Raw genomic sequence first — 25,268 nt, 5'->3', positions numbered from 1 at the left:
CTCACGACCTACCGCTTGCCCAACCACTAGACTCGTTCTATGGAGTGGCCCAAGGAGATAGGCGATCACCTGGTCGAGATTTGGCTGGCCATCGGACTGCTCCTGGGCGTGGCCGAGATGTTCAGCCTGGATCTGGTGATGATCATGCTGGCGGTAGGAGCCTTCGCCGGGATGGTGACGGCGTTGATCGGCGCGCCCGTTGCCGTGCAGGTGGTCGTGGCCGCGGGCTCCTCGGCGGCCATGCTGGCGCTGGTCCGTCCGCGAATGGCCAAGAAGTTCCACGGCGGTCCCGATCTGCGACTGGGTCACAACAAGCTGGTCGGCACCCAGGGCGTCGTCCTGCAGGAGATCACCGGCATGGAGACCGGCCGGGTGAAGTTGTCCGGTGAGGTCTGGTCGGCCCTGCCCTATGACGAAACCACGACCATCGTTCCCGGCGAGACCGTGGAGGTGCTGCTCATCAAGGGCGCCACGGCGTACGTTCATCCTGTCCCCACGCTCGAAATTTAGGAGCCCTGCATGGTTTTCCTCATCCTCGCCGCGATCCTGCTGCTGTTCGTCATCGTCCTTCTCGCCAAGACCGTCCGCATCGTGCCGCAGGCTCGGGCCGGGGTGGTCGAACGCTTCGGGAAGTACCGCGCGACGCTGTCGGCGGGGTTGAACATCGTGGTGCCGTTCGTCGACAAGGTCCGCTACATGATCGATCTGCGCGAGCAGGTCGTGAGCTTCCCGCCCCAACCGGTGATCACCGAGGACAACCTGGTCGTCTCGATCGACACCGTCATCTACTTCCAGGTCACCGACCCGGTGGCGGCGACCTACGAGATCGCCGACTACATCCAGGCCGTGGAGCAGTTGACCGTCACCACTTTGCGCAACGTCGTCGGCGGCATGGACCTGGAGGAGACCCTCACCAGCCGCGACGAGATCAACACCCGGCTGCGCGGGGTGCTCGACGAGGCCACCGGACGGTGGGGCCTTCGCGTGGGCCGGGTCGAGCTCAAGGGCATCGATCCGCCGCCGTCCATCAAGGACAGCATGGAGAAGCAGATGCGAGCCGATCGTGACAAGCGCGCGGTGATCCTCACCGCCGAGGGTCAACGACAGTCCGCGATCCTCACCGCCGAGGGGCAGAAGCAGTCGGCGATCCTCTCGGCTGAAGGTGACCGGGAATCCACGATTCTTCGCGCTCAGGCCGAACGCGAGGGAGCCATCCTCCGGGCACAGGGTGAGGGCCAGGCCATCCAGACGGTCTTCCAGGCCATCCACGACGGACGCCCCGACCAGTCGCTACTGGCCTACCAGTACCTCCAGATGATGCCGAAGATCGCCGAGGGTGACGCCAACAAGGTGTGGATCGTGCCCAGCGAGATCGGCAAGGCGCTGGAGGGGCTGGGGTCGACGATGAACGACCTCAAGGGGATCCCCACCGAGGTCGACGGCCCTGCGACGCGCGTCGACATGGGCCCCACCGAACCCCAGATCCCCGGAACGGACAGCGAGGGTGGCAGCCAGGCCAGCCGCGCGGTCCAGGAGGCCATCGAGGAGGCGGCCCGTGCCGCCAACCCGAAGCGTTCTGAGTAGCGCAGCGGCGCGGTGACGCCGTTCGACGTCCTCGCCATCCTGCTGGCCGGGGTCGCGGCAGGGACGATCAACACGGTCGTGGGGTCCGGGACCCTGATCACCTTCCCGACCCTGCTCGCCCTGGGCGTCCCGCCGGTCACCGCGAACGTCTCGAACAACATCGGTCTGGTCCCCGGATCGGTGGCGGGGGCCGTGGGGTACCGGCGGGAATTGGCCGGGCAGGGGAAGCGGATCGCGCGTCTGCTTCCCGCATCGGTGCTCGGTGGTCTCGTGGGCTCGGTCCTGCTCCTGCGCCTGCCGGAAGGCGCCTTCGAGACCATCGTCCCGGTGTTGATCCTGCTGGGGGTCGTCCTGGTCCTGGTGCAACCTCGGTTGTCGGCCCGGGTGGCCCGCAGGGCGGCGAGCCACGAGAACAGCACCAACGAACGCGACGGCGCCCCGTGGGTTCGGCCTGCGGTTGCTCTCACCGGGGTGTACGGCGGCTACTTCGGCGCAGCACAGGGCGTGCTGCTGATGGGCGTGCTGGGCATCGGGGTGGACGACGACCTGCAGCGACTCAACGCCGCGAAGAACGTGCTCGCCGCAGGGGTCAACGGCGTAGCCAGCGTGGTGTTCATCCTGGTGGCCGACGTCGACTGGGCGGTGGTCGGTCTGATCGCGGTCGGATCCTTCGTCGGCGGCCTGCTCGGCGCTTCGGTGGGCCGTCGGCTGCCTCCGGTTGCGCTGCGTGCGGTGATCGTGGTGGTGGGTTTGCTGGCCGTGGGTCTGTTCGTATCCAGTTGAGCGCGACCTGACTTATCCTCTTCGGGTGGCTGCCGTCGATGGACTCGGACGACGTTGTGAGAGTTATGTCCGCGATCGATATCTCGGGTGGCGAACGGCGTCCACCGGGAGCCAGATCTACGTCCTGTCGCTGCTCCTGGGCGGGGTGGGCGTCTCCTTCGGTGTCTCGCTGTGGGAGTACTACTACATGCCGCTGACGGCGTACTTCGTCTGGCTCCTGTTGGGCATGATGCTGCTGCGCTTCATCCCGTTGGTGTTCCTGTCCGGATGCGCCGCCACAGCCGCGGTCGTGGCGATGGTGGTCGACGTCGACCCGATCGGTCACGGTCGGGTGGCCGCGCTGATCACCATGGCGATCGTGGTCGGACTGATCCTCTTCCAGTCCAGTCGGCAACGCAGTGGACTGCCAGGTCCACTGAGCGAGGCGCTGTTGGCCGACCTACGTGACCGGCTCCAGGCGCAGGGTTCTGTGCCGGACCTGCCAGGGGAATGGTCCTCCACCTCGGCGATGCTCTCCGCTCACGGCGTGCGCTATGCGGGTGATTTCGTGGTGGCCGCTCTCGACGAGAACGAGACCACCCTCGAGATGGTGCTGGTCGACGTCTGCGGCAAAGGAGTGACAGCAGGCGCCGCGGCCCTGCAGTTCGCCGGAGCGCTCGGTGGGCTGATCGGATCCATCGAGCAGCCTCAGCTCTTCGCTGCGGCCAACCGGTTCCTTCTCCGGCAAGAGAGCGACGAGGCGTTCGCCACGGCCGTGCACGTGAAGTTGAACCTGATCAGCGGAGACTTCGCCATCACCAGCGCCGGACACCCACCGGCGATGCGCTGGTCGGGCGAGCAGGAGGAGTGGGTCCTCGACAATGCTCGGGGGATGGCCCTGGGAATCATGGGAGACCCTCACCTCGAGGCCAGCGCCGGCTCACTCGCTCCCGGCGAGGCCCTGATGTTCTACACCGACGGAGTCATCGAGTCCCGCGACACCGATCTGGACGAGGGCATCGCCTGGTTGCGGGACACCGCTCGTACCGCAGTCGGAACGGGCTTCGACGGGGCTGCCCGCAGCATCGTCAAGCAGATCGCCGTCGGCGACGACGACCGTGCAGTGTTGATCCTCAGTCGAGGAGATCAACCTGCTCGCGGAGTGGTCAACCGACCTTGAGGACCCGGGTCTGACCGGCGAACTTGTCGTGCCACCCCTGACGCTTCACCGGGTCACCGCTGATCCCCACGGCGATCATGATCACCCCGACCAGGGCGGCGAGGCCCAAGAGGAACCCACCGAAGAAGGGGATGATGTTGCCGACGCCTGAGGCGCCCCAGATGTTGCGCTTGATGGACTCCGTGGTGGTCGGCAGGCTCGTCCCGTCGGCGCCGACGACCTTCAGCTTCATCGCGCTCTTGCCGATGGTGGCGCCTCGGCTGGTCTCGAAGAAGACGTTGTAGCCGACGAAAACAACGGCACCCAGCACACCCGTCACGATGCCCGAGATGTAGCCGAAGAAGAAGCCGTCCGAGACCACCGCGAAGGCAATGGTGATGATGAAGGCGACGATTGCGTAGGGAATGAAGATGATCGCGCCATCGATCAGCCTGGCGAGGAACCGGTCCATCAGTTCGCCGGGCCGGGCCCCCTGCTGGGCAGGTTGGGGTTGTTCCGGCATCGGCGGTGGGGTGTATTCGGCCATATCTTCAGGCTGGCCGATCCGTAGGCGTTATGCCAGTGATCGTGGTACTGGTCTAGACCGATGACTCGGGTCGATCAGTGGGCGGTGAGGACCGACTTCTTCTTCACACGCAGTCCCAACAGACCCGAGAATGCTGCTCCCGCGGCGATCCCGACGAGGGCTCCGCCGAGTTGCTTGGGGATCCGACCCGACTGGATGCCGGCGTAGGAGGTGGCGGCGTCGGCGGCGTCGACGGCCACGCCGACCAGCACGAGATTACGTCGAGCCGGACCGGTCGCCGCGAGGGTGAGGACACCCAACGCGATCTCGCGGTTGCCGAACCACTGGGTCAGCATGGGGGAGGCGGGGGCTCCCATCGAGGTGGCAACCAGGTCGGGCTTGGCCAAGGAGAGGGCGCCGACCGCAATGCGGCCGAGGGACAGTCCGGTCACGGGATTCATGGCGCTGACCCTAGTCGACGTAGGCCGAGTGCCAGCGCTCGATCTCGGCGTAGGCATGTCGTCGTGGTTCGGGTCGGGACAGCACGACGTCGTGGAGGGCCCCGGGAATCGCGACATAGGTGACGTGGGGTCCCACCGCGGTCGCCCAGGTCCGGATGTGCGCGACGTCCAGCACGATGTCGTGGGAGAAGACGTCCTCGGACATCTCCGATGGACGCACGGTCGCGCCCGAGGAGAGCACGAGGACAGGAGCGGACACCTCCAGACCTCGATGCAGTTCCGCGTGACCCTGCCGGATGGCGCGGAGCCACCCGACCCGGACGGGATAGGAGTCCAGCGGCTTCCACTGCAGGTCGAAGTCCCACTCGCCCTCGTGGTCGCGATGCAGGCTGCGGCCGTAGAAGCCGTTGACGTCCCGGGGAATCTCCCGCATCGGCTGCCGCTGGCCCATCCGGTTGAGCACCGCGCCCGCCGGGGCCGATCGCATCCACTGGCTGCCGGGGAGGTCGAACCACGGGGAGTTGAGCACGACCCCGCTCAGTTCCACCGGTTGACGTTCGTTGGCCCACAGCGGGGCGGTGAGCCCCCCGGTCGAGTGGCCGGCGAGAACGACGTGGTCGTGGCCGTCGCGCTCCACGATGCGCTCCCAGGCCGCGTCCAGGTCGGGGAAGTACTCACGCAGGTCCGAGACGTACGTCGGGGTCTGGTGGGGCCGGATGGAGCGGCCGTACTTCCGCAGGTCGACTGCGTAGAAGTCATAGCCGCGATCGACCCACCACGTCGCGAACTCGGTGTGGAAGAAGTAGTCCGCGAAGCCGTGGACGAGCAGCACGGCACGACCCGTGGGCTGGGCACAGCGATGAGTGACCAGGGTCGCGACGACCTCGCCCTCGTCGTCGTCCGGAAGAGCGATCGTCTCGGCGACCCAGGGTTCGCCGAGGATGTCGGTCTCCAACCGACCCGCCGTGCTTTCGGCGCGCACCTCTTCCTCCTCTGCCATGGCGGGAGTCTTACAGGTCTGATGGACACTGGGGCCATGGACCTCTACGACGTCATGCGGTCGACCGCCGCCGTGCGCGAGTTCACCGAAGAACCCCTCTCCGACGAGGTGCTGTTCCGCATTCTCGACCAGGCGAGGTTCGCTCCGAGCGGAGGCAACCGCCAGGGTGCCCACGTCGTCGTGGTCCGCGACCCGGACACCCGGGCCGAGCTGGCGCGCCTCAACGAGCCCGGGGTTCGCCGCTACATGGCCCAGGTGGCAGCGGGGGAGAAGCCCTGGAACCCCGTGCATCCGGTGGGGCCGACACCCGACGAGATCGCCGCCACTGCTGTCCCGGACTCCTTCGTGGAGCCGCTGCTGACCTGTTCGGTGGCTCTGGTGGTGTGGGTCGACCTGGAGGTGGTGGCGGCCATGGATCAGGACCTCGACCGGATCGGGGTCGTGTCCGGTGCATCGGTGTACCCCTTGGTGTGGAACATCCTGCTGGCCGCTCGGGCGGAGGGGTTCGGCGGAACGATCACCACCATGGCCGTGGCACAGGAGGAGCGGGTACGCCGCCTCCTGGGAGCTCCCTCGACCTACGCCCTGGCCGCGGTGGTGCCCCTGGGTCAGCCGGTCAAGCAGCTGACCCGGTTGCGGCGCCAACCAGTGGAGGAGTTCGCGACCCGCGAGCGCTTCGACGGTGCAGCCTTCGGTTCTTCGGGAGTCTGAGTCCGAGTCCGAGTCCGAGTCACGGCGTGACCCCGTTGGTGACCGGGACGGGGAATCGGACGGTGAACGCGGTTCCTGACCCCAGGTCGGAGCTGACGTCGATGATGGCGCTGTGGTGCTGGGCGATCGAGAAGACGATGCTGAGTCCCAGGCCGCTCCCCGGGATGGCGCGCTGCACGGCGTTCTTGGACCGGAAGAAGCTGGTGAACAGGTGCGGGTGATCCTCGGGGGCGATACCGATCCCCGTGTCCGTAACGATGAGTCGAACCGCCTCCGAGTCGGCGTCCACCCTCACCCTCACCGTCCCCCGCTCGGTGAACTTGATCGCGTTGTCGACCAGATTCGTGACCAGCCGTTGCAGAGCGTCCCAGTCGCCCTGGACCAGGGCTGGTCCCGTACTGGTGTCGAAGTCCATCACCAGGTCTGACATCTCGTGTCCGTCTGACGCAGGATCCTCGAACAGCTCCCGCACGCTGTCGACGACCTCACTGAGGTCCAGCAGCCGATGGCTGTCCAGGTCCTGGGTGCCCTCGATCCGGCTCAGGGTCAGCAGCGACTCGACCATCTTCTCCAAACGGTGGGCGTTGCGCCGCACGGTGCCCATCGCGGAGGCCTGATCGGGAGTCAGCGGCTGGAAGTCTCCCCACTCGAGCAGCTCGACGTACCCGATGATGCTGGCCAGGGGAGTGCGCAGTTCGTGGCTGACCGTGCTGATCAGATCCGCCTTCAACCGGTCGACCTCCTGCAGGCGGATGAGCGCGTTCTGCTCACGGCGCAGGGCCTGCACGGTCGCCTCGTGGGCATGCTGTCGCTCCGTGATGTCCTCGCCCATCCCGACGTAGCCCAACAGACGCCCCTCGGCGTCGAAGACCTTCGTGGTGCTGAAGGAGAGGTCCACCGTTTCGCCGGATCGGGTCAGGAAGACCACGGCCCGAGGGCTGGCGAGGTTGGAGTGGGTATCGATGACGTGACCTGGCGCGGGCTCGACCGTCAGCTCACGTCCCCGGAGATCCCAGTAGTCCGGCTCGTGCAGAAACTCCGGGGTGCGACCGATGACCTCCGAACTCGGCCACCCCAACACTCGTTCGGCGCCCACGTTGAAGTGGGTGATCCGGAACTCCAGGTCCAGCGCGATGGCCACCGTGTTCGTCGCCGCATCGAGGATCTCGGCGACCGTCGCCGAGGCAGCGTCCGGCCGGGCGGTGGTGGCCCGCAATCGTTGGCGTTGTTCGACGATCAGTTGCTCCTGTCGTTCGATCTGGGCCAGCGCCGAGTTCGTATCACCCGAGAGCAGATGACGCAGGTGGATCGGTGTCGCGTGGTACTCCGACAACGCCGAGCGACGCAGAATCAAGAACAGCATCAGGGGGAGGGCGTAGACCCCGGCCAGGGTCAGTTTCGCCTGCACCCCGGACGCGATCACCGATCCCAAGCCCTCGAAGGGGAAGAAGGCCAGCACCGGGAACAGGACTCCGTCCAAAGCCAGGATTCCGACGAAGGCGAGGGGGTAAACCCCGAACATGCCCCGGGGGCCGATACTTCGCTTGGCCTTCTCGAGGATTCCCAGCAACAACATCAGCTCACCCACGATCAGGGCCCCGCCGCTCAGCAGGATCCGGATGGAGCCGGAGAAGAGCGCGGGATCGATCTGGAGCGGATTGATCACCGCACCGTGAGTCAGGGCGAACCCGCTGATCTGGAAAAGAGCGAAGACCATCACGTTGACGGTGACCACGAGGGTCACGATGGTCCGGACCGCCTGGAGGTCGCGACTCTCCACGACGGTCACCAGGGTCGTGAACATCAGTGCGCCGTAGGAGACCTGGCCGGCGAGGAGCGCGACGTCATCGGTGATGGGGAACGCGTACACCGAACCGAGGAGACCGCCGAGGACCAGGACCGCGGCGATGTAGGCGTAGAGAAGAATGAATCTGATGGTCAGCCGGGTGAAGACGATGATCAAGGGGATGGCGGCATAGACCGCAACACTCGCGGTCAACAGCCCAATTTCATGCATCTAAGCCCCCGCTCAGCTGAGTTGAACAGATCCAGAGTCTCACGGCCCTTGGCCGTTCGGGGTGCGCCGAGACAGGATCGGCGCCGGTTCGCCATGATGGGGTCATGGACGCGCACACCTATCCAGTAGGGCTGAGGCTCTCCGGCCTTCGGGTCGTGGTGGTCGGTGGGGGTCACGTCGCGCAGCGACGCGTACCCGGCCTGATCGCCGCCGGAGCCAACGTCGCCATCGTCTCGCCGCGGCTCAGCCCGTCCCTCGAGGGCCTCGTCGGTGCGGGGGAGGTGACCTGGGATGCCCGCGACTTCGTCGCGACCGATCTCGACGACACGTGGTACGTCGTGGCTGCCACCGACGATGAGTCGGTCAACCAGTGGGTGTCGCAGTTGTGCCTGGAGCGTCGTATCTTCTGCGTCCGAGCCGACGACGCCAGCGCCGCAACCGCCTGGACCCCCGCCGTCGGGCGCGCAGCGGGAGTCACTGTCGCCGTGCTGGGGGAGCGCGACCCCCGCCGTTCGGCCGGCGTGCGCGACGAGATCCTCGCCGGGCTGCGGGAGGGCACGATCGTGGCGCGACACCACCGCGGTCACACGGCCGGAGTGGTCCTGATCGGTGGGGGCCCCGGAGATCCGGAACTCATCTCGGTCGCTGGTCGTAAGGCGCTGATGGAGGCCGACGTCGTCGTGGCCGACCGACTTGCCCCCCGCGAACTGCTGGGCGAGTTGCGTCCCGAGGTGGAACTCATCGACGTGGCCAAACTTCCCCGGGGCGCAGCCGCTCTGCAGGACGACATCAACGACGTCATCGTCGATCGCGCCCGTGCGGGTCACCGGGTGGTCCGCTTCAAGGGCGGTGACAGCTTCGTCTTCGGTCGTGGCTACGAGGAGGTGCTGGCCTGCCGAGCCGCCGGAGTGCCGGTGACGGTGATCCCGGGGATCAGCAGCCCGCTGGCGGGTCCGTCGCTGGCAGGGATCCCTGTGACCCACCGCGGTGTGGCCCACGACTTCACCGTGATCTCCGGGCACCTACCACCAGGGCACCCCGAATCCCTCACCGACTGGACGGCGGTGGCCGGCCTCAGCGGGACCCTGATCCTGATGATGGCCGTGCAGAACGCCGGCGAGATCGCCCGAGTCCTGACCCAGGCAGGCCGCCCCGCCCGGACCCCGGTGGCCGTGGTCTGCGACGCCTCCATGGCGAGCCAGCGCATCGTGTTGAGCTCCTTGGGCGACCTGGCCGTCGACCTGGAGCGCGAGGCCGTGCGACCTCCGGCGATCGTGGTGATCGGTGGCGTGGTGGCGGTGGCCCATCCCGACAGCTTCCCTGACTGGGTCGATCCGGCATCTGATGGTTGAGATCATCGAGGTCGGGCCCGAGGACCCCCGTCTGCGCGACTATCGCGACCTTCGAGACGTGCAACTGCGTCAGAACCTGGAGGCGCAGCACGGGCTCTTCCTCGCCGAGGGGGAGAAGGTCGTACGCCGGGCCATCGACGGGGGTTTCGAGGCGCGATCGTTCCTGATGGCGCCTCGGTGGGTGGAGGGCTTGTCCGACGTCTTGGCGCGCAGTTCGGCTCCCTGTTACGTCCTGCCTGAGGCCCAGGCCGAAGCGGTCACGGGATTCCATGTCCACCGTGGTGCGCTGGCTTCCCTGCACCGGCCGTCGCTTCCGAGCATGAGCGACGTCCTCGAGGGCGCGCGGTCGGTCCTGGTCCTGGAGGACCTGGTGGACCACACCAACGTCGGTGCGGTCTTCCGCAACGCCGCCGCACTCGGGTTCGACGCCGTCCTGCTCGCGCCCCGGTGCGCCGACCCGCTGTATCGACGGTCCATCAAGGTCGCGATGGGTGCGGTGTTCACCCTGCCCTGGACGCGACTGCCGGACTGGCACGCTGCGATGCCCCGGTTGCGGGAGGCTGGCTTCACCACCGTCGCCCTGACCCTGGCCGGTGACTCCCTGCCCATCGAGGAGGCGGTGGCCGGCATCGACCGACTGGCCCTGGTCCTGGGCTCGGAAGGTCACGGACTGTCGGACCACTGGCAGGCAGGCGTGGATCGCCGCGCGCTGATCCCTATGTCGGCGGGGGTCGACTCCCTCAACGTCGCAGCGGCGAGCGCTGTGGCGTGTTACGTGGCCAGCGGACGATAGCCGCGACTCCCCAGGGGAATATGCGGTGGTCTAGACCACTTATTCCCTACGCCCCATGGGCTCGTCGAGAAAGTTTCCGGCCACGCGGTTCGGGTCGAGATTCTGGCGCAAGACCCCCGCTCGGGCGTAGTTTGTCAGGGTGACCCCCCGCACACTTGTGGCGTCCCCCTTTGCCACCACCCGATTCCAGAGCGCGGCCAAGCCGCTGGCGCTCCCCACCGACGTTGCCTCGGCCTCCGCTCCGACACCGTCCGCGAAGCGACCCTGCGCCTCCTGCTCGGCCTCCCCGTCCGCGGTGTGGCACGGGCAGGGCTGGCAGTTGCACCTGGGTCAGGCGACCGGTCTGCCCTTCGCCGCTTCCCTTTCGACGGTGCGCCACCTGTCGCGCTCGGAGATCGAGAACGGCATGTTGACCAGCCTCGAGCCGATTCTGGCGACCATGGCCCGGGTGTTGAAGCAGGACGCGGACATCTGCGACGTCGAGGTCATGGACTCCGGGCCGCATGCGGCGCACTTCAAGATCATGGTGATGGCTCGTCCTCAACACGTCGGCGAGGGCCGGTTGGCCCTGCTGAGCGAGATGCTGCCCGAGGTCGACCCGTCCCTCCTCCGGGAACGAGGCCTTCGGGTCGCCCGCGCACTTCGCGCATCGGTTGACGTAGCGGTCTGAAAGCGGGTCAGTTCGCTTCGGATGCCACGTCGGGCCAGTCGGCGGGGAACTCGTCGGCGACCCTGTCGTGGCCCTTCTGCAGCTTCTTACGCAGTTTCGTGGGCAAGCGGTCACCGAACACGGTCCCGACGGTGTGGTCGGTCTCGTGCTGCAGGCAGCGGGCGAGCAATCCGTCGCCCTCGAACTCGACGGACTCCCCGGCGAGGCCCTGCCCGGTGACCCAGGCATAGTCGGGCCGCGCGCAGACAACGAACGCCCCCGGCAGTGAGAGGCATCCCTCATCCTCCTCTTCGAGGTGTCGATCGCCGACGTCGGGCAGTCGCAGCACCGGGTTGCACACCACCCCGACGGTGCGTTGTCCGGACTCATCGGGGCAGTCGAAGACGAACACCGCCCGATCGACGCCGATCTGACAGGCGGCCAGTCCGACTCCGTCCGCGGCGTACATCGTGGCGACCATGTCGGCCACCAGGGCGCGCAGATCGTCATCGAACTCGGTTGCCGGCTGCTGGGCCCGATGCATCACGGGGGTGCCCCAGCGGGTGATCGGACGTACTGCACCGCCCGCCGGGAGTGGGCCGTAGGGCTGAAGCGTCGGTAGATCGTCGGGTTCGGGTGCCTGCGCCATGGGGTGGAGTCTAGGAGGACCCCACGACGGTGGTCACCAGGCTCGAGGCCGTGTGAGCGGGGCCACTTCAAAGCCCCTGGCGCTACCTGTAACTCCGGGTTACATTATCGGCATGTCCTTGATCAACTCCCTCCGTCCCGGTGGCCAGAACGGCATCCCCACGACCGAGAGCCGCGACCCGATCGGATACCTCGTCGCGGGTCTCAACCGACTCGCCCAAAGTGACCTCATCGACCGCGTCGGACTTCGCCGCCCCTCCGAGCAGGTGGTCTTCACCGTCACCCGCAGCGGCTTCAAGACCGCCACGAGCGCGGGGCGTGCCTTCGCCAAGGCCGGCAGCCGCGGCAAGCCCGGCGTTCGGGTACCCGCCGTGGCACCGCGTGGCGTTTTCGACCTCACTCCGACCGAGGACGAGCAGATGCTCGTCGACGTCGTCACCGAGTTCGCCGCCGAGGTCGTCCGACCCGCAGCGGCGGACGCCGATGAGAAGTGCGCGGCTCCTGATGAGTTGCTGAAGGCGGGCCTGGAGATCGGGTTGCCGATCCTCGGTGTGCCCGAGGCGTTGGGTGGTATCAGTGAAGAACGCTCGGCCATGGCCGGAGTGTTGGTCGCTGAGGCGCTGGCCCGTGGGGACATGGGCCTGGCGGTGGCCAGCCTGGCGCCGGGTTCGGTCGCTACTGCCATCGGTTTGTGGGGTACCGATCAGCAGCAGCAGACCTACCTCCCCGCCTTCACCGGCCAGGACGTACCCGCGGCTGCTCTGGCCCTGACCGAGGCGCAGACGCTCTTCGACGTGCTCACCCCGTCGACCACCGCCGTCCGCCAGAGCGGAGGCTTCGTCCTCGACGGGGTCAAGACCCTGGTCGCCCGGGGTGCCGAGGCCGAGCTCTTCGTCGTGGGAGCGATGCTCGATGGTGCCCCGGCGCTCTTCCTGGTCGAGTCCTCGGCCGATGGACTGTCGATCGAGGGCGACCCCGCGATGGGCGTGCGGGCGGCCTCGATGACGAAGCTGACCCTCAAGGACGTCCGGGTCGAGGACGTCGCCCTGCTCGGGGAGGCCGACGGATCGACGTACGCCGAGTGCGTGCGGCTCTCGCGCCTTGCCTGGTGCGCCCTCGCGGTCGGCACCGGCCAGGCCGTTCTCGACTACGTCATCCCCTACGTCAAGGAGCGTCAGGCCTTCGGCGAGCCGATCGCGAACCGCCAGTCGGTGGCCTTCATGGTCGCCGACATAGCCATCGAGCTGCAGGCCATGCGTCTGCTCACCTACAAGGCCGCAGCCCGTGCCGCCGCAGGCAAGGACTTCTCCCGCGAACTCGCACTGGCCCGGAACGCGTGCTCGGCCAAGGGCATGCGGATCGGCCTGGACGGTGTTCAGTTGCTCGGCGGTCACGGCTATGTCAAGGAACACCCCGTTGAACGTTGGTACCGCGATCTGCGCGCGGTCGGCGTCCTGGAAGGAAGCGTGCTTGTCTGATGATCAACCTCGACGATCCCAAGAAGTTCCAATCCCTGGCGGGCCAGGCCCACCAGGTCGCGATGAACATGCTGCGGCCGATCTCTCGCAAGTACGACCTCGCGGAGCACGAGTACCCCAAGGAACTCGACATGCTCGCCTCGATGATCGACGGACTCTCGGAGTCCGGAGCGGCCCAGGGCGCGGGAGCGTCCGGGGTCGGTGGCGACGACTCCAAGAGGTCGGAGAAGGACGACGGCCGGACCAAGAACGGTTCGAACCTCGCCTCGGTCATGTCGATCACCGAGATGTCCTGGGGCGACGTGGGTCTGCTGCTGTCGATGCCCCGCCAGGGCTTGGGCAACTCGGCCATCGCGTCCGTCGCGGACGCCGAGCAGCTCGAGCGGTTCGCGGGTGTCTGGGCCGGGATGGCCATCACCGAACCAGGTGTCGGCTCGGACTCGGGGAACATCTCGACCACAGCCACGCTCGACGGTGATCACTACGTCATCAACGGCGAGAAGATCTACGTCACCTCGGGTGACCGGGCGGACCACATCGTCGTGTGGGCCACCCTGGACAAGGACCTCGGTCGCGCGGCCATCAAGTCGTTCGTGGTGGCCAAGGGTACTCCCGGGATGACCGTCGACCGCTTGGAGCACAAACTCGGGATCCGTGCTTCCGACACCGCCACCATCACGTTCTCGAACTGCCGCGTGTCGGCGGAGAACATGCTGGGTTCGGCCGACGTCGATCCCAAGCAGGGGTTCGCCGGCGCGATGGCGACCTTCGACAACACCCGACCCCTGGTCGCAGCGATGGCCCTGGGATGTGCCCGTGCCGCTTTGGACCTGACGCGGGAGCTTCTGGCGGACCGCGGCATCGTCGTGGACTACGACCGTCCGGCGCTGACCCAGAGTGCAGCGGCGGCGAAGTTCCTCCAGATGGAGTCCGACTTCGAGGGCGCGCACCTGCTGACTCTGCAGGCGGCGTGGATGGCCGACAACCGGGTGCCCAACTCCCTCGAGGCCTCCATGGCGAAGGCGAAGGCCGGACGCGTGGGCTCGGATATCACCCTGAGCTGTGTCGAGCTGGCCGGCTCGGTGGGCTACAGCGAAACCGAACTGCTGGAGAAGTGGGCCCGCGACTCCAAGATCCTCGACATCTTCGAGGGCACCCAGCAGATCCAGCAGCTGATCATCGCCCGACGGATCCTGGGTCTCTCCAGCGCGCAGCTGAAGTAGCCGGCGCAGGCCTCACCCCGGGACGCCAGGCGGCTCGGGATAGCGTCCCCACGTGCACTTTCTAGACGGCCACACGCCTGCCCACGACCTGACCTACGACGACGTCTTCATGGTGCCTCGGCACTCGGCGGTCGCCAGCCGGTACGACGTCGACCTCACCACCGACGACGGGACCGGATGCACCCTGCCCATCGTGGTGGCCAACATGACGGCCATCGCCGGCAAGCGCATGGCCGAGACGGTCGCCAGGCGGGGCGGGCTGGTGGTGATTCCGCAGGACATCCCCGTTGATGTGGTCGGTGATGTCGTGGGTCACGTGAAGTCACGGGATCTGGTGTTCGACACCCCGATCGAGCTCTCCCCGCACCAGACGGTCGCCGAGGCGCTGTCCCTGATTCCCAAGCGGGCGCATCGGGCGGCGGTGGTGGTTCAGGAGGGTCGGCCGCTCGGCATCGTCACCGAGGCCGACTGTCACGAGGTGGATCGGTTCGCCCAGGTCGGCGACGTCATGAGCCCCCTGGGACCGACGATGGACCCGGGCATCGATCCTCGCGACGCCTACGAGTCCTTGACCCAGGCCAGGGCGCACCTCGGCATCGCCGTCGACGCGTCCGGGCAGATGGTCGGCGTGATGACGCCCACCGGTGCCCTGCGATCGAGTGTCTACCGTCCTGCCGTCGACGCCAGCGGCGGACTGCGGATCGCCGCGGCGGTCGGGGTCAACGGGGATGTGGCGAGCAAGGCCGCAGCGCTGCTCGAGATCGGAGTGGACGCCCTGGTCATCGACACCGCCCACGGTCACCAGGACCGGATGCTCGAAGCCCTGCGCGCCGTACGTGCCTTGGATCCGGGTGTGCCGGTGGTGGCGGGCAACGTCGTGTCTGTCGAGGGCACCCGCGCACTGGTGGAGGCCGGGGCCGACATCGTGAAGGTCGGGGTGGGTCCAGGAGCGATGTGCACGACTCGCATGATGACCGGCGTGGGACGTCCCCAGTTCTCTGCGGTCGCCGAATGCGCCGCCGCGGCTCGGGAGATGGGGGCGAATGTGTGGGCCGACGGGGGAGTGCGTCACCCGCGCGATGTTGCCTTGGCCCTCGCGGCCGGCGCGGCCTCGGTGATGGTCGGATCCTGGTTCGCGGGCACCCACGAGTCGCCGGGGGACCTGCTGCACGACGCCGACGGTCGACCGTTCAAGGTTTCCTTCGGAATGGCTTCGGCCCGGGCGGTGGCGAACCGGACGTCGTCGGAATCGGCCTTCGACCGGGCCCGCAAGGGTCTCTACGAGGAGGGCATCTCCTCCTCGAAGATGTATCTGGATCCGGCTCGACCAGGTGTGGAAGACCTCATCGACCAGATCTGCTCCGGGGTCCGCTCTTCCTGTACGTACGCCGGGGCCACATCCCTGGCTCAGTTCCACGAGCGCGCGGTCATCGGAGTCCAATCCACCGCCGGCTTCACCGAGGGGCGGCCGCTCGCCACCTCCTGGTGAGCCCTAGCGGGAGCTGCGTTCGGAGCGACCGCGCACGATCCCGATGAAGGTCTGGACCAACGGATCGTCGTTGTCGATCAACCAGATCAGACCCACGCTCGTGCTCGGCAGGTCCACCACCGGGCGGGAGGCGACATCGCGACGTTGATGCAGTCGAGCGATCGACATCGGCACCAGAACGACCCCGGTGCCGGCCGAGACGGTCTCGATGGCGTCCGCCTCGGACATCGGGAGCCAGTCGAGCTGCGGTGCCGACGGGGTCCATCCCGAACGATGCGGTCGGACGAGTTGTTCATCGTCCAAGTCCTCCAGGGAGACTTCGTCGACTGCCGTGATGAGGTGTTCGTGACCGGCCACGACGACCGGCACCTCGTCGTACAACGTGATGCAGTGCAGGTCGGTGCGATCCACGGGGAGCCTGGCCAGGGCCATCGACAACTCTCCCGAACGCACCATCGCCTCCTGCTCGTCCTCGGTGACCGGGACGAGCTCGAGTCGGGCGCGGGGCAGGCGATCACGCCAGGTGCGCGCCCATTTGTCGGGAGTGGCCCCGGTGACGAAGCCGACGCGAAAGGTCACTTGAGGAAACCTACCCCCCGAGCACGCAACCGGATCGACAGGGCATTCACAGGCTAGGGCGAGGTTGTGGCCAGTTTCACCGGTCATTGTCGAAGACGCAGGACATCGAAGACCGATGTGATCCCCACGAATCCCGACTTAGGAGTCACCATGAGGAAGAACAAGCCGCTACTCGCCACCGCCGCCGCAGGAATCGCCGGCGTCGGACTCGGCCTGACCCTCGGCGTGCCGTCCATGGCTGGCGCCGAGGAGAGCAACTCCAGCAACCGGTCATCCACCACACTCCTCGCGGCCGAGGACGACGGGACGGAGTCGCCCGAGCGGGACACGGACCGGGGTACCGCTTTCGCCGAGAAGCTGGCCGAGAAGCTGGCCGAGGAACTCGGCCTGGACACCGACGAGGTCGCCGCCGCCCTGGAGCAGGTGCAGGAGGACATGCGCAACGAACAGCAGGCCGCTCGCCTCGCTGAGTTGCCCGACCGCCTCGCCCAGGCGGTCGAGGACGGTCGCCTCACCCAGGCTGAGGCCGACGACATCCTCGAGCGCGCCGAGAACGGCGAGTTCCCCCGCCGGGGAGGCCGTGGCGGTCACGGTGGCGGCTCCGATCAGGCACCAGCAGAGAGCGACGCCACCGCGAGCAACGCCTAACTGGCGCCGTACTCCTTCATCGCGGACAAGACCTCGGGCAGCGATCGTCGGGCACCGGTCTGCAGGTACTCCATGGCCCGTAGTGAGGCTTCATGGGCCTGCAGGTCGGAGCCCGCGACGCAGTCCTCGATGACCCGGCAGAAGTAGTCGTTCTGATGGCCGTCAGCGAACGTGTAGTGCACGCAGACATCGGTCAGGCCGCCGCACAACAGGAGCGTGTCGACCTTCAGGCCCCGGAGCATGATCTCGAAGTCGGTGCCGAAGAACGCCGAGTAGCGGCGCTTGCGGATCAGGATGTCATCGGGACGGAAACCGAGTTGCTCGACCGCGACCTCGGTGTTCGGGTTGTCCTCGAGGCAGTGCACGTCCTCGCTTCCGTCCAGTTCCCGGCCGAAGTCGATGAGATCCGGACGGTGGACCTCCTGGACGAAGATGACCGGGATGCCCGATGCGCGCGCCTGATCGATGGCCTGCTTGGAGTCCGCCATCCGCTCGGCGTAGTCGGGCATGTGATCGATGGCGCGATGGTCCTGCTGGACGAACGTCGACTTCTGGATGTCGATGACGACCAGGGCAGGGCGTCCCTCGATGAGGGCTCGGGGCTCGGTGGCTGCAGGCATGCTCCGCAGTCTGACACGAGGCCTCAGCATCCATTCAGCACTCGGCGCTAGGCTCCGAGCGCCCGCTCGTCCCCGATCGTCGAGGTTCATCACCCCATGGCCAAGAGCAACAAGAAGCGTCCCGTGCAGCACACCCCGTCCACGCCCGGGCCCGGCTCCGGGTCGGAGCGGTCCGCCGCCCGGCAAGAGGCCGCTGCCGTCGCGCTGAAGATGAAGAAGAAGAAGCAGGCGCGCAAGGCGATGATCCAGGGCGGCATCGGCGTAGCGGTGGTCTTCGTCGTCATCGTGGTGACGATCGTGGTTCTCCTCAACCGCGGAGGTGACGCGGACCCCTCGGCGGCCGACGGTCCCGAGCAGGCCACAGCGGACGGCTCGTTCGTGGTCGGCAACCCCGATGCGGACCTCACGGTGACCATCGTCGAGGACTTTCAGTGCCCAGCCTGTCAACAGTTCGAGTCCATCGTGGGCGACCAACTCGATGAGTACGCCGCGGGGGACGAGGTGCGGTTGGAGTACCGGTCGATCGCCTTCTTGGACAACGCGTCCTCCACCGACTACTCCAGCCGAGCGCTGAACGCCTCGGCCTGCATGATGGATCAGGGCACTGAAACCTGGCTCACCTGGCACGGGTTGATGTTCGACGGTCAACCTGCGGAGGGTGGTGCCGGCCTGACCGACGCCGAGTTGGCGGCCATCGCAGGCGAGGCCGGGGCTGACGAGGCCGAGATGTTCACCTGTATCGAGGACGACACCTATGGCGACTGGGTGCAGGCCACGACCCAGAAGGTTCTGAACGAAGACTTCTCCGGCACTCCGACTGTCTACGTGAACGGCGAGAAGATCGAGGCGCAGGACCTCGTGGCCACCGTCGAGGAGGCCCTGGCCTCGTGAACGACCCCAGTCCCGTCGTGGGTCGCGCGTTCGGGGCGTTCCTGGTCGTCCTGGGCCTCCCGGGGCTGGCGGCGTCCTTCACGCTGGCGGTCGACAAGTACCGCATCCTGGAGGACCCCTCGTTTCAGCCGTCGTGCAACTTCAACCCGGTGTTGTCGTGCGGATCAGTGATGGTCGAGGACCAGGCCTCGGCCTTCGGGTTCCCCAATCCACTTCTGGGGGTGATGGCGTTCTCGGTGGTCATCGCCCTGGGCGTGCTGATCACTGCCCGCGTGCCGATGCCGCGGTGGGTTCTGGGTGGCCTGGCGGTCGGGTCGGCGTTGGGTGTCGTGTTCGTGCACTGGCTCGCCTTCCAGAGCCTGTACCGGATCGGGGCGCTGTGTCCCTGGTGCATGGTCGTGTGGACCGTGACGCTGCCGATCTTCCTGTGGAGCCTGCTGCTGTACGCCCGACAGGTGCCCGCGGTACGCCGAGTGGCGCAGGCGGTGTGGTCGGTCCGGTTCCTGGTGCTGCTGTTCTGGTACCTCGCCTTCGTGGTGGCGATTCTCGTGCAGTTCTGGGACTACTGGAGCACGCTGCTCTGAACGCACAACGCCCCGAAGGTGTCGGTCGGACACCTTCGGGGCGTTTGTTGCGTCAGGTGGATCAGTTCAGGTCGAACCGGTCCAACATCATGACCTTGTCCCAGGCCGCCACGAAGTCGGTGACGAACTTCGCCTGGGCGTCGTCCGAGGCGTAGACCTCGGCCAGGGCACGCAGTTCGGAGTTGGATCCGAACACGAGGTCCACCCGCGAACCGGTCCACTTCACCGCACCGGAGTCGTCGCGGGCCTCGAACGTCTCCTGGGTCTCATCGGTGGGCTTCCAGGTGATCCCCATGTCGAGCAGGTTCACGAAGAAGTCGTTGGTCAGGGTCTCGGGCGCCGAGGTGAGGACGCCCAGGTCGGAATTGTCGGCGTTGGCGCCGAGCACCCGCAGGCCTCCGACCAGAACGGTCATCTCGGGAGCCGTCAGGGTCAGCAGGTTCGCCCGGTCGACCAGGGAGTACTCGGCCGGAAGCCGCTGTCCCTTACCGAGGTAGTTGCGGAAGCCCTCGGCCGAAGGCTCCAGCGCGGCGAACGACTCGATGTCGGTCTGCTCCTGGGTGGCGTCGGTGCGGCCGGGGGTGAACGGCACCTGTACGTCGTGACCGGCCGCCTTGGCGGCCATTTCGACGCCGGCACAGCCACCGAGCACGATCAGGTCGGCCATGGAGATCGGGGCCGCCGCGGCGGACCGGACCTCCTCGAGGGTGCGCAACACCGTCGCGAGCTCGTCGGGGTTGTTGACCTGCCAGCCACTCATCGGCTCGAGACGCAGGCGGGCCCCGTTGGCGCCGCCGCGCTTGTCGCTGCCTCGGAAGGAGGCAGCCGAGGCCCAGGCGGTGGTGACCAACTGGGAGACCGACAGCCCGGACTGGGCCAGCTGCTCCTTGATCGAGGCGATCTCCGCCTCGCCGACCAGCGGGTGGTCCACCGCGGGGACGGGGTCCTGCCACACCAGCGTCTCCTGCGGCACCTCGGGCCCGAGGTAGAGCTCGATGGGCCCCATGTCACGGTGGGTCAGCTTGAACCAGGCGCGGGCGAAGGCGTCCGCGAACTGGTCGGGGTTCTCCAAGAATCGCCGGGAGATCTCCTCATAAACGGGATCGAACCGCAGGGACAAGTCCGTGGTCAGCATCGTGGGGACACGGCGGGCGGAGTCCGGGGCGGGGCCGGGGACCTGGTCGGCACCGGCACCGTCCTTGGGCTGCCACTGGTGGGCACCGGCGGGGCTCTTGGTCAGCTCCCACTCGAAACCGAAGAGGTTCTCGAAGTAGAGGTTGGTCCACTTCGTCGGCTCCTGGGTCCACGTGACCTCCAGGCCGCTGGTGATCGCGTGCTCACCCTTGCCGGACTGATAGCCCTGCTTCCAGCCCAGGCCCATCTCTTCCAACGGGGCGCCCTCGGGCTCGGCGCCGACGTACGGCTCGGGGTCCGCGGCACCGTGGGTCTTGCCGAAGGTGTGTCCGCCAGCGATGAGCGCCACGGTCTCCTCGTCGTTCATGGCCATCCGCTTGAACGTCTCGCGGATGTCGCGAGCCGCGGCGAGGGGGTCGGGCTCCCCGTTGGGGCCCTCGGGGTTGACGTAGATCAGACCCATCTGGACTGCGGCCAGCGGGTTCTCGAGGTCGCGGTCACCGGAGTACCGCTCATCACCGAGCCACGTGGTCTCGGGACCCCAGTAGACGTCCTCGTCGGCCTCCCACACGTCGGCCCGCCCACCGGCGAAGCCGAAGGTGTCGAAGCCCATCGACTCCAGCGCCACATTGCCGGTCAGAACGATCAGATCGGCCCACGAGATCGTGCGGCCGTACTTCTGCTTGATCGGCCACAGCAGGCGGCGGGCCTTGTCCAGGTTGCCGTTGTCGGGCCAGGAGTTGAGGGGGGCGAAGCGCTGCATGCCGGCGCCCGCACCGCCACGACCGTCCTGGATCCGGTAGGTGCCCGCGCTGTGCCAGGCCATCCGGATGAAGAAGCCGCCGTAGTGACCGAAGTCGGCCGGCCACCAGTCCTGGGAGTCGGTCATCAAGGCGGTGAGGTCGGCCTTCACCGCGGCCAGGTCGAGGGACTTGAACTCCTCGGCGTAGTCGAAGTCGTCGCCCATCGGGTCGGCCTGGGGTGAGTTGTGCTGAAGGATCTTCAGATTCAGCCGGTTCTGCCACCAGTCGCGGTTGCCGCCACCACCGGTGGGGTGCTTGTAGTTAGGCGAGACGGGGCACTGCGACTCGTCGCTGCCCTCGTTCATGCGCTTCTCGCGGGTCTCGTGGTTCTCAGTCACGTGGATCCTTTCGGGGATGGTGCGGTGGGTGGGTGACGAAAAGCTCTCAAGTCGTGTCGGTCAGGTCGTCGCGGTGGTGCAGGTGGGGCAGTGTCCCCAGTAGATGACCTCGGCCTCGTCGATGGTGTAGCCGTTGTCGTCGGAGGCGGTCAGACACGGGGTGTGGGCGACGGCGCAGTCCACGTCGGCGATGGCACCGCAGTCACGGCATACGACGTGGTGGTGGTTGTCGCCGACGCGCGCCTCGTAGCGAGCCGTGGAGCCCGAGGGCTGGATGCGCCGGACGAGGCCGGCCGCAGTGAGGGCACGCAGGACGTCGTACACCGCTTGGTGAGAGACCTCGCCGATGTTCGTCCGGACGGAGGTGATGATCGCTTCGGTGTCCGCGTGCGGACGCTCGTAGACGGCCTCGAGAACGGCGACGCGCGGGCGCGTGACGCGAAGCTCCGCTCCGCGGAGCAGATCTTCGAACGCATTGTCGGGCGGCATCACCCCAACTCTGACACGTTTCTGGAATGAGTCAAGACAAGCGCCTGGGTTATCGGGGCCAGGGCCGCCGAGCGATGCTGGAACTCGACCTCTGCACCGCAACGACCGGTGCCGCATCCTGTGGGCGGCTGGGTTCCTGATCCCCGTAGAGCGAGTGGCCGGCGGCGGCCCGTCGGACGGCGTACAGCAGGTAGTCATCTCCCGCGCTGACCAGGACGCACCCGCTAGCACCCGCGCGATAGGCATCGGCCCTGGTGCGGCCGTTCTCGTCGCTGGCGATGAGGAGGGTGGCTAGACCGGGAGTGTCGGCGAGCATGATGCGACAAGCCGAGAACCCAGAGCCGTCGGGAAGATCAGAACTCAAGATCGCGACGTCGGGACGCAGGGTTCTCACGGGCTCCAGGGCCTTGACCGCCGAGTCGGATTCTCCGACCACTTCGATGTCGCCGGCGGCCGCGAACCTGCGTCGCCAAGCCCTTCTCGAGGTGGCAAACGGGTCCAACAGGTAGACGCGAAGCGGAGCAGTGCTGTGCATGGGGGACCCCTATCGTCAGGTGCACACAATTCCGAGATGAGTCGGCTCCGCCGGGGTCCGGGGCAGTGCCAGGGATGCGCGTCACACTTTAGCCGCGGCAGGCAGCTTCTGACCAGTACGACCTCAGGCGCGCTGTCTGAGGAGTAGCGTGCATGTTGCTGCCCCAGCGATTGGACTTAGGGCGGCCCGCTATGGAGTGTCCGTCGCGTTCCAGAGGTCGAGCGAGGGGTTCTCCATCACGTCGAACGGGACCAGTTGGGGCGGCAGGGACGCGCATGAGCGTCTGCGTCCCTTGGTCCGCGGGTCCTCGACTCCCATGGGGGTCCACGCCCTCCTCGATCGGCTCTGTCTCGTCGCCGTTGAAGAGTTGGCGATCTGGGGTGCGGCGGTGAGCCTGATGACCGAGGGACCCGACGGTTCGGTGCCTATGGCGGTGGCTGCGGCCTCCCACGAGTCCGCAAAATCCGTCGAGGCTCTGCACTTCGCCCATGGGGAAGGCCCGGCACGAGAGGCCCACCGACTGGGCCGACCGGTCCTGGTCTCGGACCTCGCCACGTGCTTCGGCCGCTGGCCGGGGTACACAACGACCACCCGGGAGAGGGGAGTGGTATCGGTCCACTCCTACCCGCTCGGTCTCGGAGCGATCCGCCTCGGTGTCCTGTCGTTCTACAACAACCGGCCGACGACGTACGCCCCCCGGCAGATCGGCAGCGCGCTCGTGCTCGTCGACCTCGCTATCGAGATCCTCCTCGACACGGTGTCGATGGGTCAGGGGGGCGGCGGCGCTGCCGACGACCAGGGCTCCGAGGGTCTGGCGACACTGGTCGCGGGGGACCTACCGGCTTCGGTCTACCAAGCGCAGGGGCGTGTCATGGTCGATCACGAAGTGTCCCTAGCCGAGGCGCTGCTGCGAATCCGCGCCCATGCCTTCGGTAGCGGCCGAGAACTGTCCGATCTCGCGGACGACATCGTTGCCGGCAGGGTGCGCCTGCCCGGTGCTGGCTTGACCGACGGAGGATGATGACTATCAGCACTTTGAAACGAGGAAAAGAATGATCTCCAGCGACCGGCTCTCCGACCTGTTCGTCGACGTCGCCGACACACTCGTGGACGCATTCGACATCGTGGACTTCCTGCACACGCTGTCCGAGTACGTCGCCGAGATCAGTGGCGCTGCGGCCGTGGGGCTGCTGTTGGCGGATCAACGCGGCAATCTGCAACTCATGGCGGCCACCACGGAGATGGCGCGAGTGGTCGAGCTCCACCAGATCCGGGTCAACGACGGCCCCTGCCTCGACTGTTTCAGAACCGGGGTGCGGGTGGTCAACGCCGATCTGGAGGCAGCCGAGGCCCTGTGGCCGGTGTTCACCCCCCACGCCCTCGCGGCCGGGTTTCGGTCGGTTCACGCGTTCCCCATGCGGCTGCGCAACCAGACCATCGGAGCGTTGAACCTCTTCGGTGAGCAACTGGAGGAGTTCGACGAAGGAGACCTTCGGCTCGTGCAGGCGCTCGCCGACGTGGCCACCATCGCCATTCTCCAAGAGCGCAGTGTGTCTCGTGCCGAGGCTCTGACCGAGCAACTGCAGGGCGCCCTGAACAGCCGCATCCTGATCGAGCAGGCCAAGGGGACCGTTGCGCAGCTGATGAAGATCACTGTGGACGAGGCCTTCGAACTGCTCCGAGCGCGTGCTCGCGCCAACGGGATCCGACTGGCCGAGGTCGCCCAGCAGGTGCTCGCCGGTGACGTCCAGGAGTTCGACCCGACGACCTGACGGTCGCACCTGGCCGAGGCCGACCGATCGAACTATTCAGGCCACGGGCTGATATCCCAGGCCGAATCAATGTCGGCTCGCGAAGCCTGGTAGTCCTCGGGCAACGAGTCGAGCTCGCGCAAACTAGGGGCGGACCGCACCAGGTGAGCAAGATGGGTAAGGCGCAGGTCCGTCGACTCGTGCCCTGCGTCCTCGCACAGAACCGTCCATCGGCCGCCAGCCTCGTCGCGTTCACGGGCGGCCCACAGGATGCAGTCCCCACGATCAACGACATGGGTGCAGGATGTGACCAACTGGTCCGCTGGAAGCGGGAAGGACCATGGTGGGTCGCTGGCCACGCCACCCGTGTGCACGATGGGCTCGCGCCAGAGCGCTGGTTGAGCCTCTCGCAGCGTGTTCGGTGCTCCGGGTTGCCAGTCGAAGACGCCTGATCTGGTCGGCCACACCAGCATCAGTCCTTCGGGTGGCCGTCGGTGGAACCACCCGGACCAGGCCACGGCCTCGGACGCGCCGGCCGGAGTGACCTGCTCGACGACGACCGGGACACCGGCAAGCACGTCCTCCAACACCTGACCAGGAACTATCCGAAGTCCGGCCAGGATGCGCTCGGAGACAACGTTGAGAGCCTGGTGCATCACGCCGAGGTCGAGTCCGGTCATCAAGAGGTCTGGGTGTCCGGCACGATGCCCCAGGCCGACGGTGTAGGCGAAGGCCGGACCCGGGTCGAGTTCCTCATGTCCGATGTGGCCTTCCTCGCCCTGGACGCAACAAGCAACATCCTCCGAGACCGTCACGACCTGCCAACCGTGGCGCAACACGGTGTCGATGGTGGCGCGATCGAAGTCGTCGTAGCCGTCTCCTGGACGGCAGATGTGACAGTCGCACCCGGAGGATGCGGGGAGCGGTCCCATCCACTGCGTGGCGCAGGTGGTGGGCTGGTCGGCGGAGTGGTTTTGGTTCATGAGAGTCAGCGTGCCTCGGCGCACCGACAGTCGCTTGCGACCACTGCGTCGCAAATGAACG

Annotated in this window: 27 protein-coding genes; 16 read left to right on the top strand and 11 right to left on the bottom strand. The window is 67.2% G+C overall.

Annotation, left to right across the window (positions count from 1 at the left end; all coding sequences use genetic code 11):
* Positions 1-39 precede the first annotated feature (39 nt).
* The 4 genes from ACYVLV_RS03890 to ACYVLV_RS03875 are packed head-to-tail and all read left to right on the top strand — an operon-like array spanning position 40 to position 3,526.
* Positions 40-510, top strand: coding sequence for an NfeD family protein (locus tag ACYVLV_RS03890; protein WP_460807841.1), 471 nt, complete (start codon positions 40-42; stop codon positions 508-510).
* Positions 511-519: 9 nt separating this feature from the next.
* On the top strand, positions 520-1,584 hold the full coding sequence (locus tag ACYVLV_RS03885; RefSeq protein ID WP_460807840.1) for an SPFH domain-containing protein: 1,065 nt from the start codon (positions 520-522) through the stop codon (positions 1,582-1,584).
* Positions 1,585-1,596: 12 nt separating this feature from the next.
* Complete coding sequence (locus ACYVLV_RS03880) at positions 1,597-2,367, top strand: sulfite exporter TauE/SafE family protein (protein WP_460807838.1); 771 nt, start codon at positions 1,597-1,599, stop codon at positions 2,365-2,367.
* 25 nt (positions 2,368-2,392) lie between these two features.
* Positions 2,393-3,526, top strand: a complete 1,134-nt coding sequence (locus ACYVLV_RS03875; RefSeq protein WP_460807836.1) for a PP2C family protein-serine/threonine phosphatase — start codon at positions 2,393-2,395, stop codon at positions 3,524-3,526.
* Here the strand turns inward: ACYVLV_RS03875 and ACYVLV_RS03870 are convergent.
* The 3 genes from ACYVLV_RS03870 to ACYVLV_RS03860 all read right to left on the bottom strand — a co-directional run bounded on the left by ACYVLV_RS03870 (position 3,513) and on the right by ACYVLV_RS03860 (position 5,492).
* Complete coding sequence (locus tag ACYVLV_RS03870) at positions 3,513-4,052, bottom strand: RDD family protein (RefSeq protein WP_460807834.1); 540 nt, start codon at positions 4,050-4,052, stop codon at positions 3,513-3,515. The two genes, ACYVLV_RS03875 and ACYVLV_RS03870, sit on opposite strands and share 14 nt — an antisense overlap.
* Before the next feature lie 74 nt (positions 4,053-4,126).
* The gene (locus ACYVLV_RS03865) at positions 4,127-4,492 is read right to left on the bottom strand and encodes a hypothetical protein (protein WP_460807832.1); all 366 of its coding nucleotides are present in this window, start codon (positions 4,490-4,492) and stop codon (positions 4,127-4,129) included.
* A gap of 10 nt (positions 4,493-4,502) precedes the next feature.
* On the bottom strand, positions 4,503-5,492 hold the full coding sequence (locus tag ACYVLV_RS03860; RefSeq protein ID WP_460807830.1) for an alpha/beta hydrolase: 990 nt from the start codon (positions 5,490-5,492) through the stop codon (positions 4,503-4,505).
* 36 nt (positions 5,493-5,528) lie between these two features.
* Between ACYVLV_RS03860 and ACYVLV_RS03855 the strand changes: the two genes are divergently transcribed.
* Positions 5,529-6,203 (top strand): nitroreductase family protein, encoded by a 675-nt coding sequence (locus ACYVLV_RS03855; RefSeq protein WP_460807829.1) that lies wholly within the window; start codon positions 5,529-5,531, stop codon positions 6,201-6,203.
* Between the two features lie 19 nt (positions 6,204-6,222).
* Here the strand turns inward: ACYVLV_RS03855 and ACYVLV_RS03850 are convergent, their stop codons facing one another.
* Positions 6,223-8,220 (bottom strand): ATP-binding protein, encoded by a 1,998-nt coding sequence (locus ACYVLV_RS03850; RefSeq protein WP_460807828.1) that lies wholly within the window; start codon positions 8,218-8,220, stop codon positions 6,223-6,225.
* Between the two features lie 104 nt (positions 8,221-8,324).
* Between ACYVLV_RS03850 and cobA the strand changes: the two genes are divergently transcribed.
* From cobA to ACYVLV_RS03835, 3 genes are all read left to right on the top strand, one after another.
* Positions 8,325-9,572: a uroporphyrinogen-III C-methyltransferase gene (gene cobA / locus ACYVLV_RS03845; protein ID WP_460807827.1), complete on the top strand. Its 1,248-nt coding sequence runs from the start codon at positions 8,325-8,327 to the stop codon at positions 9,570-9,572.
* The gene (locus tag ACYVLV_RS03840) at positions 9,565-10,365 is read left to right on the top strand and encodes a TrmH family RNA methyltransferase (protein WP_460807826.1); all 801 of its coding nucleotides are present in this window, start codon (positions 9,565-9,567) and stop codon (positions 10,363-10,365) included. Before cobA ends, ACYVLV_RS03840 begins: the two co-directional genes overlap by 8 nt.
* A 139-nt stretch (positions 10,366-10,504) precedes the next feature.
* Positions 10,505-11,035 carry a hypothetical protein gene (locus tag ACYVLV_RS03835; RefSeq protein ID WP_460807824.1) on the top strand — a complete coding sequence of 177 codons (531 nt, stop codon included), beginning with the start codon at positions 10,505-10,507 and terminating at the stop codon, positions 11,033-11,035.
* A 7-nt stretch (positions 11,036-11,042) separates the two neighbouring features.
* Here the strand turns inward: ACYVLV_RS03835 and def are convergent, their stop codons facing one another.
* Positions 11,043-11,663 carry a peptide deformylase gene (def, locus tag ACYVLV_RS03830; protein ID WP_460807822.1) on the bottom strand — a complete coding sequence of 207 codons (621 nt, stop codon included), beginning with the start codon at positions 11,661-11,663 and terminating at the stop codon, positions 11,043-11,045.
* Positions 11,664-11,775: 112 nt separating this feature from the next.
* Between def and ACYVLV_RS03825 the strand changes: the two genes are divergently transcribed.
* Genes ACYVLV_RS03825 through ACYVLV_RS03815 form a run of 3 tightly spaced genes read left to right on the top strand, consistent with a single transcriptional unit; the run spans position 11,776 to position 15,852 of the window.
* Positions 11,776-13,140 (top strand): acyl-CoA dehydrogenase family protein, encoded by a 1,365-nt coding sequence (locus ACYVLV_RS03825; protein ID WP_460807820.1) that lies wholly within the window; start codon positions 11,776-11,778, stop codon positions 13,138-13,140.
* Positions 13,140-14,363 (top strand): acyl-CoA dehydrogenase family protein, encoded by a 1,224-nt coding sequence (locus ACYVLV_RS03820; RefSeq protein ID WP_460807818.1) that lies wholly within the window; start codon positions 13,140-13,142, stop codon positions 14,361-14,363. Before ACYVLV_RS03825 ends, ACYVLV_RS03820 begins: the two co-directional genes overlap by 1 nt.
* A gap of 52 nt (positions 14,364-14,415) precedes the next feature.
* Positions 14,416-15,852, top strand: coding sequence for a GuaB1 family IMP dehydrogenase-related protein (locus tag ACYVLV_RS03815; protein ID WP_460807817.1), 1,437 nt, complete (start codon positions 14,416-14,418; stop codon positions 15,850-15,852).
* Positions 15,853-15,855: 3 nt separating this feature from the next.
* On the opposite strand, the gene ACYVLV_RS03810 is transcribed toward ACYVLV_RS03815, so the two are convergent.
* Complete coding sequence (locus tag ACYVLV_RS03810; RefSeq protein ID WP_460807816.1) at positions 15,856-16,431, bottom strand: LysR family substrate-binding domain-containing protein; 576 nt, start codon at positions 16,429-16,431, stop codon at positions 15,856-15,858.
* A 150-nt stretch (positions 16,432-16,581) separates the two neighbouring features.
* Here ACYVLV_RS03810 and ACYVLV_RS03805 point away from each other — a divergent pair, with 150 nt between their 5' ends.
* Complete coding sequence (locus tag ACYVLV_RS03805) at positions 16,582-17,079, top strand: hypothetical protein (protein ID WP_460807815.1); 498 nt, start codon at positions 16,582-16,584, stop codon at positions 17,077-17,079.
* Here ACYVLV_RS03805 and ACYVLV_RS03800 read toward each other — a convergent pair.
* Entirely contained in the window at positions 17,076-17,699 is a 624-nt protein-coding gene (locus ACYVLV_RS03800) for a cysteine hydrolase family protein (RefSeq protein ID WP_460807813.1), read from the bottom strand. The genes ACYVLV_RS03805 and ACYVLV_RS03800 overlap by 4 nt on opposite strands.
* Positions 17,700-17,795: 96 nt before the next feature.
* Here ACYVLV_RS03800 and ACYVLV_RS03795 point away from each other — a divergent pair, with 96 nt between their 5' ends.
* Together ACYVLV_RS03795 and ACYVLV_RS03790 are read left to right on the top strand one after the other, a co-directional pair.
* Entirely contained in the window at positions 17,796-18,590 is a 795-nt protein-coding gene (locus ACYVLV_RS03795; protein ID WP_460807811.1) for a DsbA family protein, read from the top strand.
* Positions 18,587-19,174, top strand: a complete 588-nt coding sequence (locus ACYVLV_RS03790; protein ID WP_460807810.1) for a vitamin K epoxide reductase family protein — start codon at positions 18,587-18,589, stop codon at positions 19,172-19,174. Before ACYVLV_RS03795 ends, ACYVLV_RS03790 begins: the two co-directional genes overlap by 4 nt.
* A gap of 61 nt (positions 19,175-19,235) precedes the next feature.
* Here the strand turns inward: ACYVLV_RS03790 and katG are convergent, their stop codons facing one another.
* The 3 genes from katG to ACYVLV_RS03775 form a co-directional block, all read right to left on the bottom strand.
* Entirely contained in the window at positions 19,236-21,416 is a 2,181-nt protein-coding gene (katG, locus tag ACYVLV_RS03785) for a catalase/peroxidase HPI (protein WP_460807932.1), read from the bottom strand.
* A 93-nt stretch (positions 21,417-21,509) separates the two neighbouring features.
* Complete coding sequence (locus ACYVLV_RS03780; RefSeq protein ID WP_460807807.1) at positions 21,510-21,938, bottom strand: Fur family transcriptional regulator; 429 nt, start codon at positions 21,936-21,938, stop codon at positions 21,510-21,512.
* Between the two features lie 49 nt (positions 21,939-21,987).
* Positions 21,988-22,473, bottom strand: a complete 486-nt coding sequence (locus tag ACYVLV_RS03775) for a response regulator (RefSeq protein ID WP_460807806.1) — start codon at positions 22,471-22,473, stop codon at positions 21,988-21,990.
* Between the two features lie 316 nt (positions 22,474-22,789).
* On the opposite strand from ACYVLV_RS03775, the gene ACYVLV_RS03770 reads away from it, so the two are divergent.
* Together ACYVLV_RS03770 and ACYVLV_RS03765 are read left to right on the top strand one after the other, a co-directional pair.
* Positions 22,790-23,494, top strand: coding sequence for a GAF and ANTAR domain-containing protein (locus tag ACYVLV_RS03770; protein ID WP_460807805.1), 705 nt, complete (start codon positions 22,790-22,792; stop codon positions 23,492-23,494).
* A 31-nt stretch (positions 23,495-23,525) separates the two neighbouring features.
* Positions 23,526-24,245, top strand: coding sequence for a GAF domain-containing protein (locus tag ACYVLV_RS03765; protein WP_460807804.1), 720 nt, complete (start codon positions 23,526-23,528; stop codon positions 24,243-24,245).
* 32 nt (positions 24,246-24,277) lie between these two features.
* On the opposite strand, the gene ACYVLV_RS03760 is transcribed toward ACYVLV_RS03765, so the two are convergent.
* Complete coding sequence (locus ACYVLV_RS03760) at positions 24,278-25,207, bottom strand: DUF4262 domain-containing protein (protein WP_460807803.1); 930 nt, start codon at positions 25,205-25,207, stop codon at positions 24,278-24,280.
* Between the last annotated feature and the right edge of the window lie 61 nt (positions 25,208-25,268).

Source organism: Nocardioides salsibiostraticola (genome assembly GCF_054783655.1).
This window is presented reverse-complemented; position numbering and strand designations above follow the sequence as displayed.

Bases quoted from the DNA above. Each gene is read 5' to 3' on its own strand.
- ACYVLV_RS03800 (WP_460807813.1), bottom strand. From the start codon at position 17,699: ATGCCTGCAGCCACCGAGCCCCGAGCCCTCATCGAGGGACGCCCTGCC.
- ACYVLV_RS03865 (WP_460807832.1), bottom strand. From the start codon at position 4,492: ATGAATCCCGTGACCGGACTGTCCCTCGGCCGCATTGCGGTCGGCGCC.
- ACYVLV_RS03840 (WP_460807826.1), top strand. From the start codon at position 9,565: ATGGTTGAGATCATCGAGGTCGGGCCCGAGGACCCCCGTCTGCGCGAC.
- ACYVLV_RS03780 (WP_460807807.1), bottom strand. From the start codon at position 21,938: ATGCCGCCCGACAATGCGTTCGAAGATCTGCTCCGCGGAGCGGAGCTT.
- ACYVLV_RS03805 (WP_460807815.1), top strand. From the start codon at position 16,582: ATGAGGAAGAACAAGCCGCTACTCGCCACCGCCGCCGCAGGAATCGCC.
- ACYVLV_RS03855 (WP_460807829.1), top strand. From the start codon at position 5,529: ATGGACCTCTACGACGTCATGCGGTCGACCGCCGCCGTGCGCGAGTTC.
- ACYVLV_RS03850 (WP_460807828.1), bottom strand. From the start codon at position 8,220: ATGCATGAAATTGGGCTGTTGACCGCGAGTGTTGCGGTCTATGCCGCC.
- ACYVLV_RS03760 (WP_460807803.1), bottom strand. From the start codon at position 25,207: ATGAACCAAAACCACTCCGCCGACCAGCCCACCACCTGCGCCACGCAG.
- ACYVLV_RS03795 (WP_460807811.1), top strand. From the start codon at position 17,796: ATGGCCAAGAGCAACAAGAAGCGTCCCGTGCAGCACACCCCGTCCACG.
- ACYVLV_RS03890 (WP_460807841.1), top strand. From the start codon at position 40: ATGGAGTGGCCCAAGGAGATAGGCGATCACCTGGTCGAGATTTGGCTG.
- ACYVLV_RS03775 (WP_460807806.1), bottom strand. From the start codon at position 22,473: ATGCACAGCACTGCTCCGCTTCGCGTCTACCTGTTGGACCCGTTTGCC.
- ACYVLV_RS03825 (WP_460807820.1), top strand. From the start codon at position 11,776: ATGTCCTTGATCAACTCCCTCCGTCCCGGTGGCCAGAACGGCATCCCC.
- ACYVLV_RS03770 (WP_460807805.1), top strand. From the start codon at position 22,790: ATGGGGGTCCACGCCCTCCTCGATCGGCTCTGTCTCGTCGCCGTTGAA.
- ACYVLV_RS03765 (WP_460807804.1), top strand. From the start codon at position 23,526: ATGATCTCCAGCGACCGGCTCTCCGACCTGTTCGTCGACGTCGCCGAC.
- ACYVLV_RS03820 (WP_460807818.1), top strand. From the start codon at position 13,140: ATGATCAACCTCGACGATCCCAAGAAGTTCCAATCCCTGGCGGGCCAG.
- katG (WP_460807932.1), bottom strand. From the start codon at position 21,416: ATGAACGAGGGCAGCGACGAGTCGCAGTGCCCCGTCTCGCCTAACTAC.
- def (WP_460807822.1), bottom strand. From the start codon at position 11,663: ATGGCGCAGGCACCCGAACCCGACGATCTACCGACGCTTCAGCCCTAC.
- ACYVLV_RS03885 (WP_460807840.1), top strand. From the start codon at position 520: ATGGTTTTCCTCATCCTCGCCGCGATCCTGCTGCTGTTCGTCATCGTC.
- ACYVLV_RS03870 (WP_460807834.1), bottom strand. From the start codon at position 4,052: ATGGCCGAATACACCCCACCGCCGATGCCGGAACAACCCCAACCTGCC.
- cobA (WP_460807827.1), top strand. From the start codon at position 8,325: ATGGACGCGCACACCTATCCAGTAGGGCTGAGGCTCTCCGGCCTTCGG.
- ACYVLV_RS03860 (WP_460807830.1), bottom strand. From the start codon at position 5,492: ATGGCAGAGGAGGAAGAGGTGCGCGCCGAAAGCACGGCGGGTCGGTTG.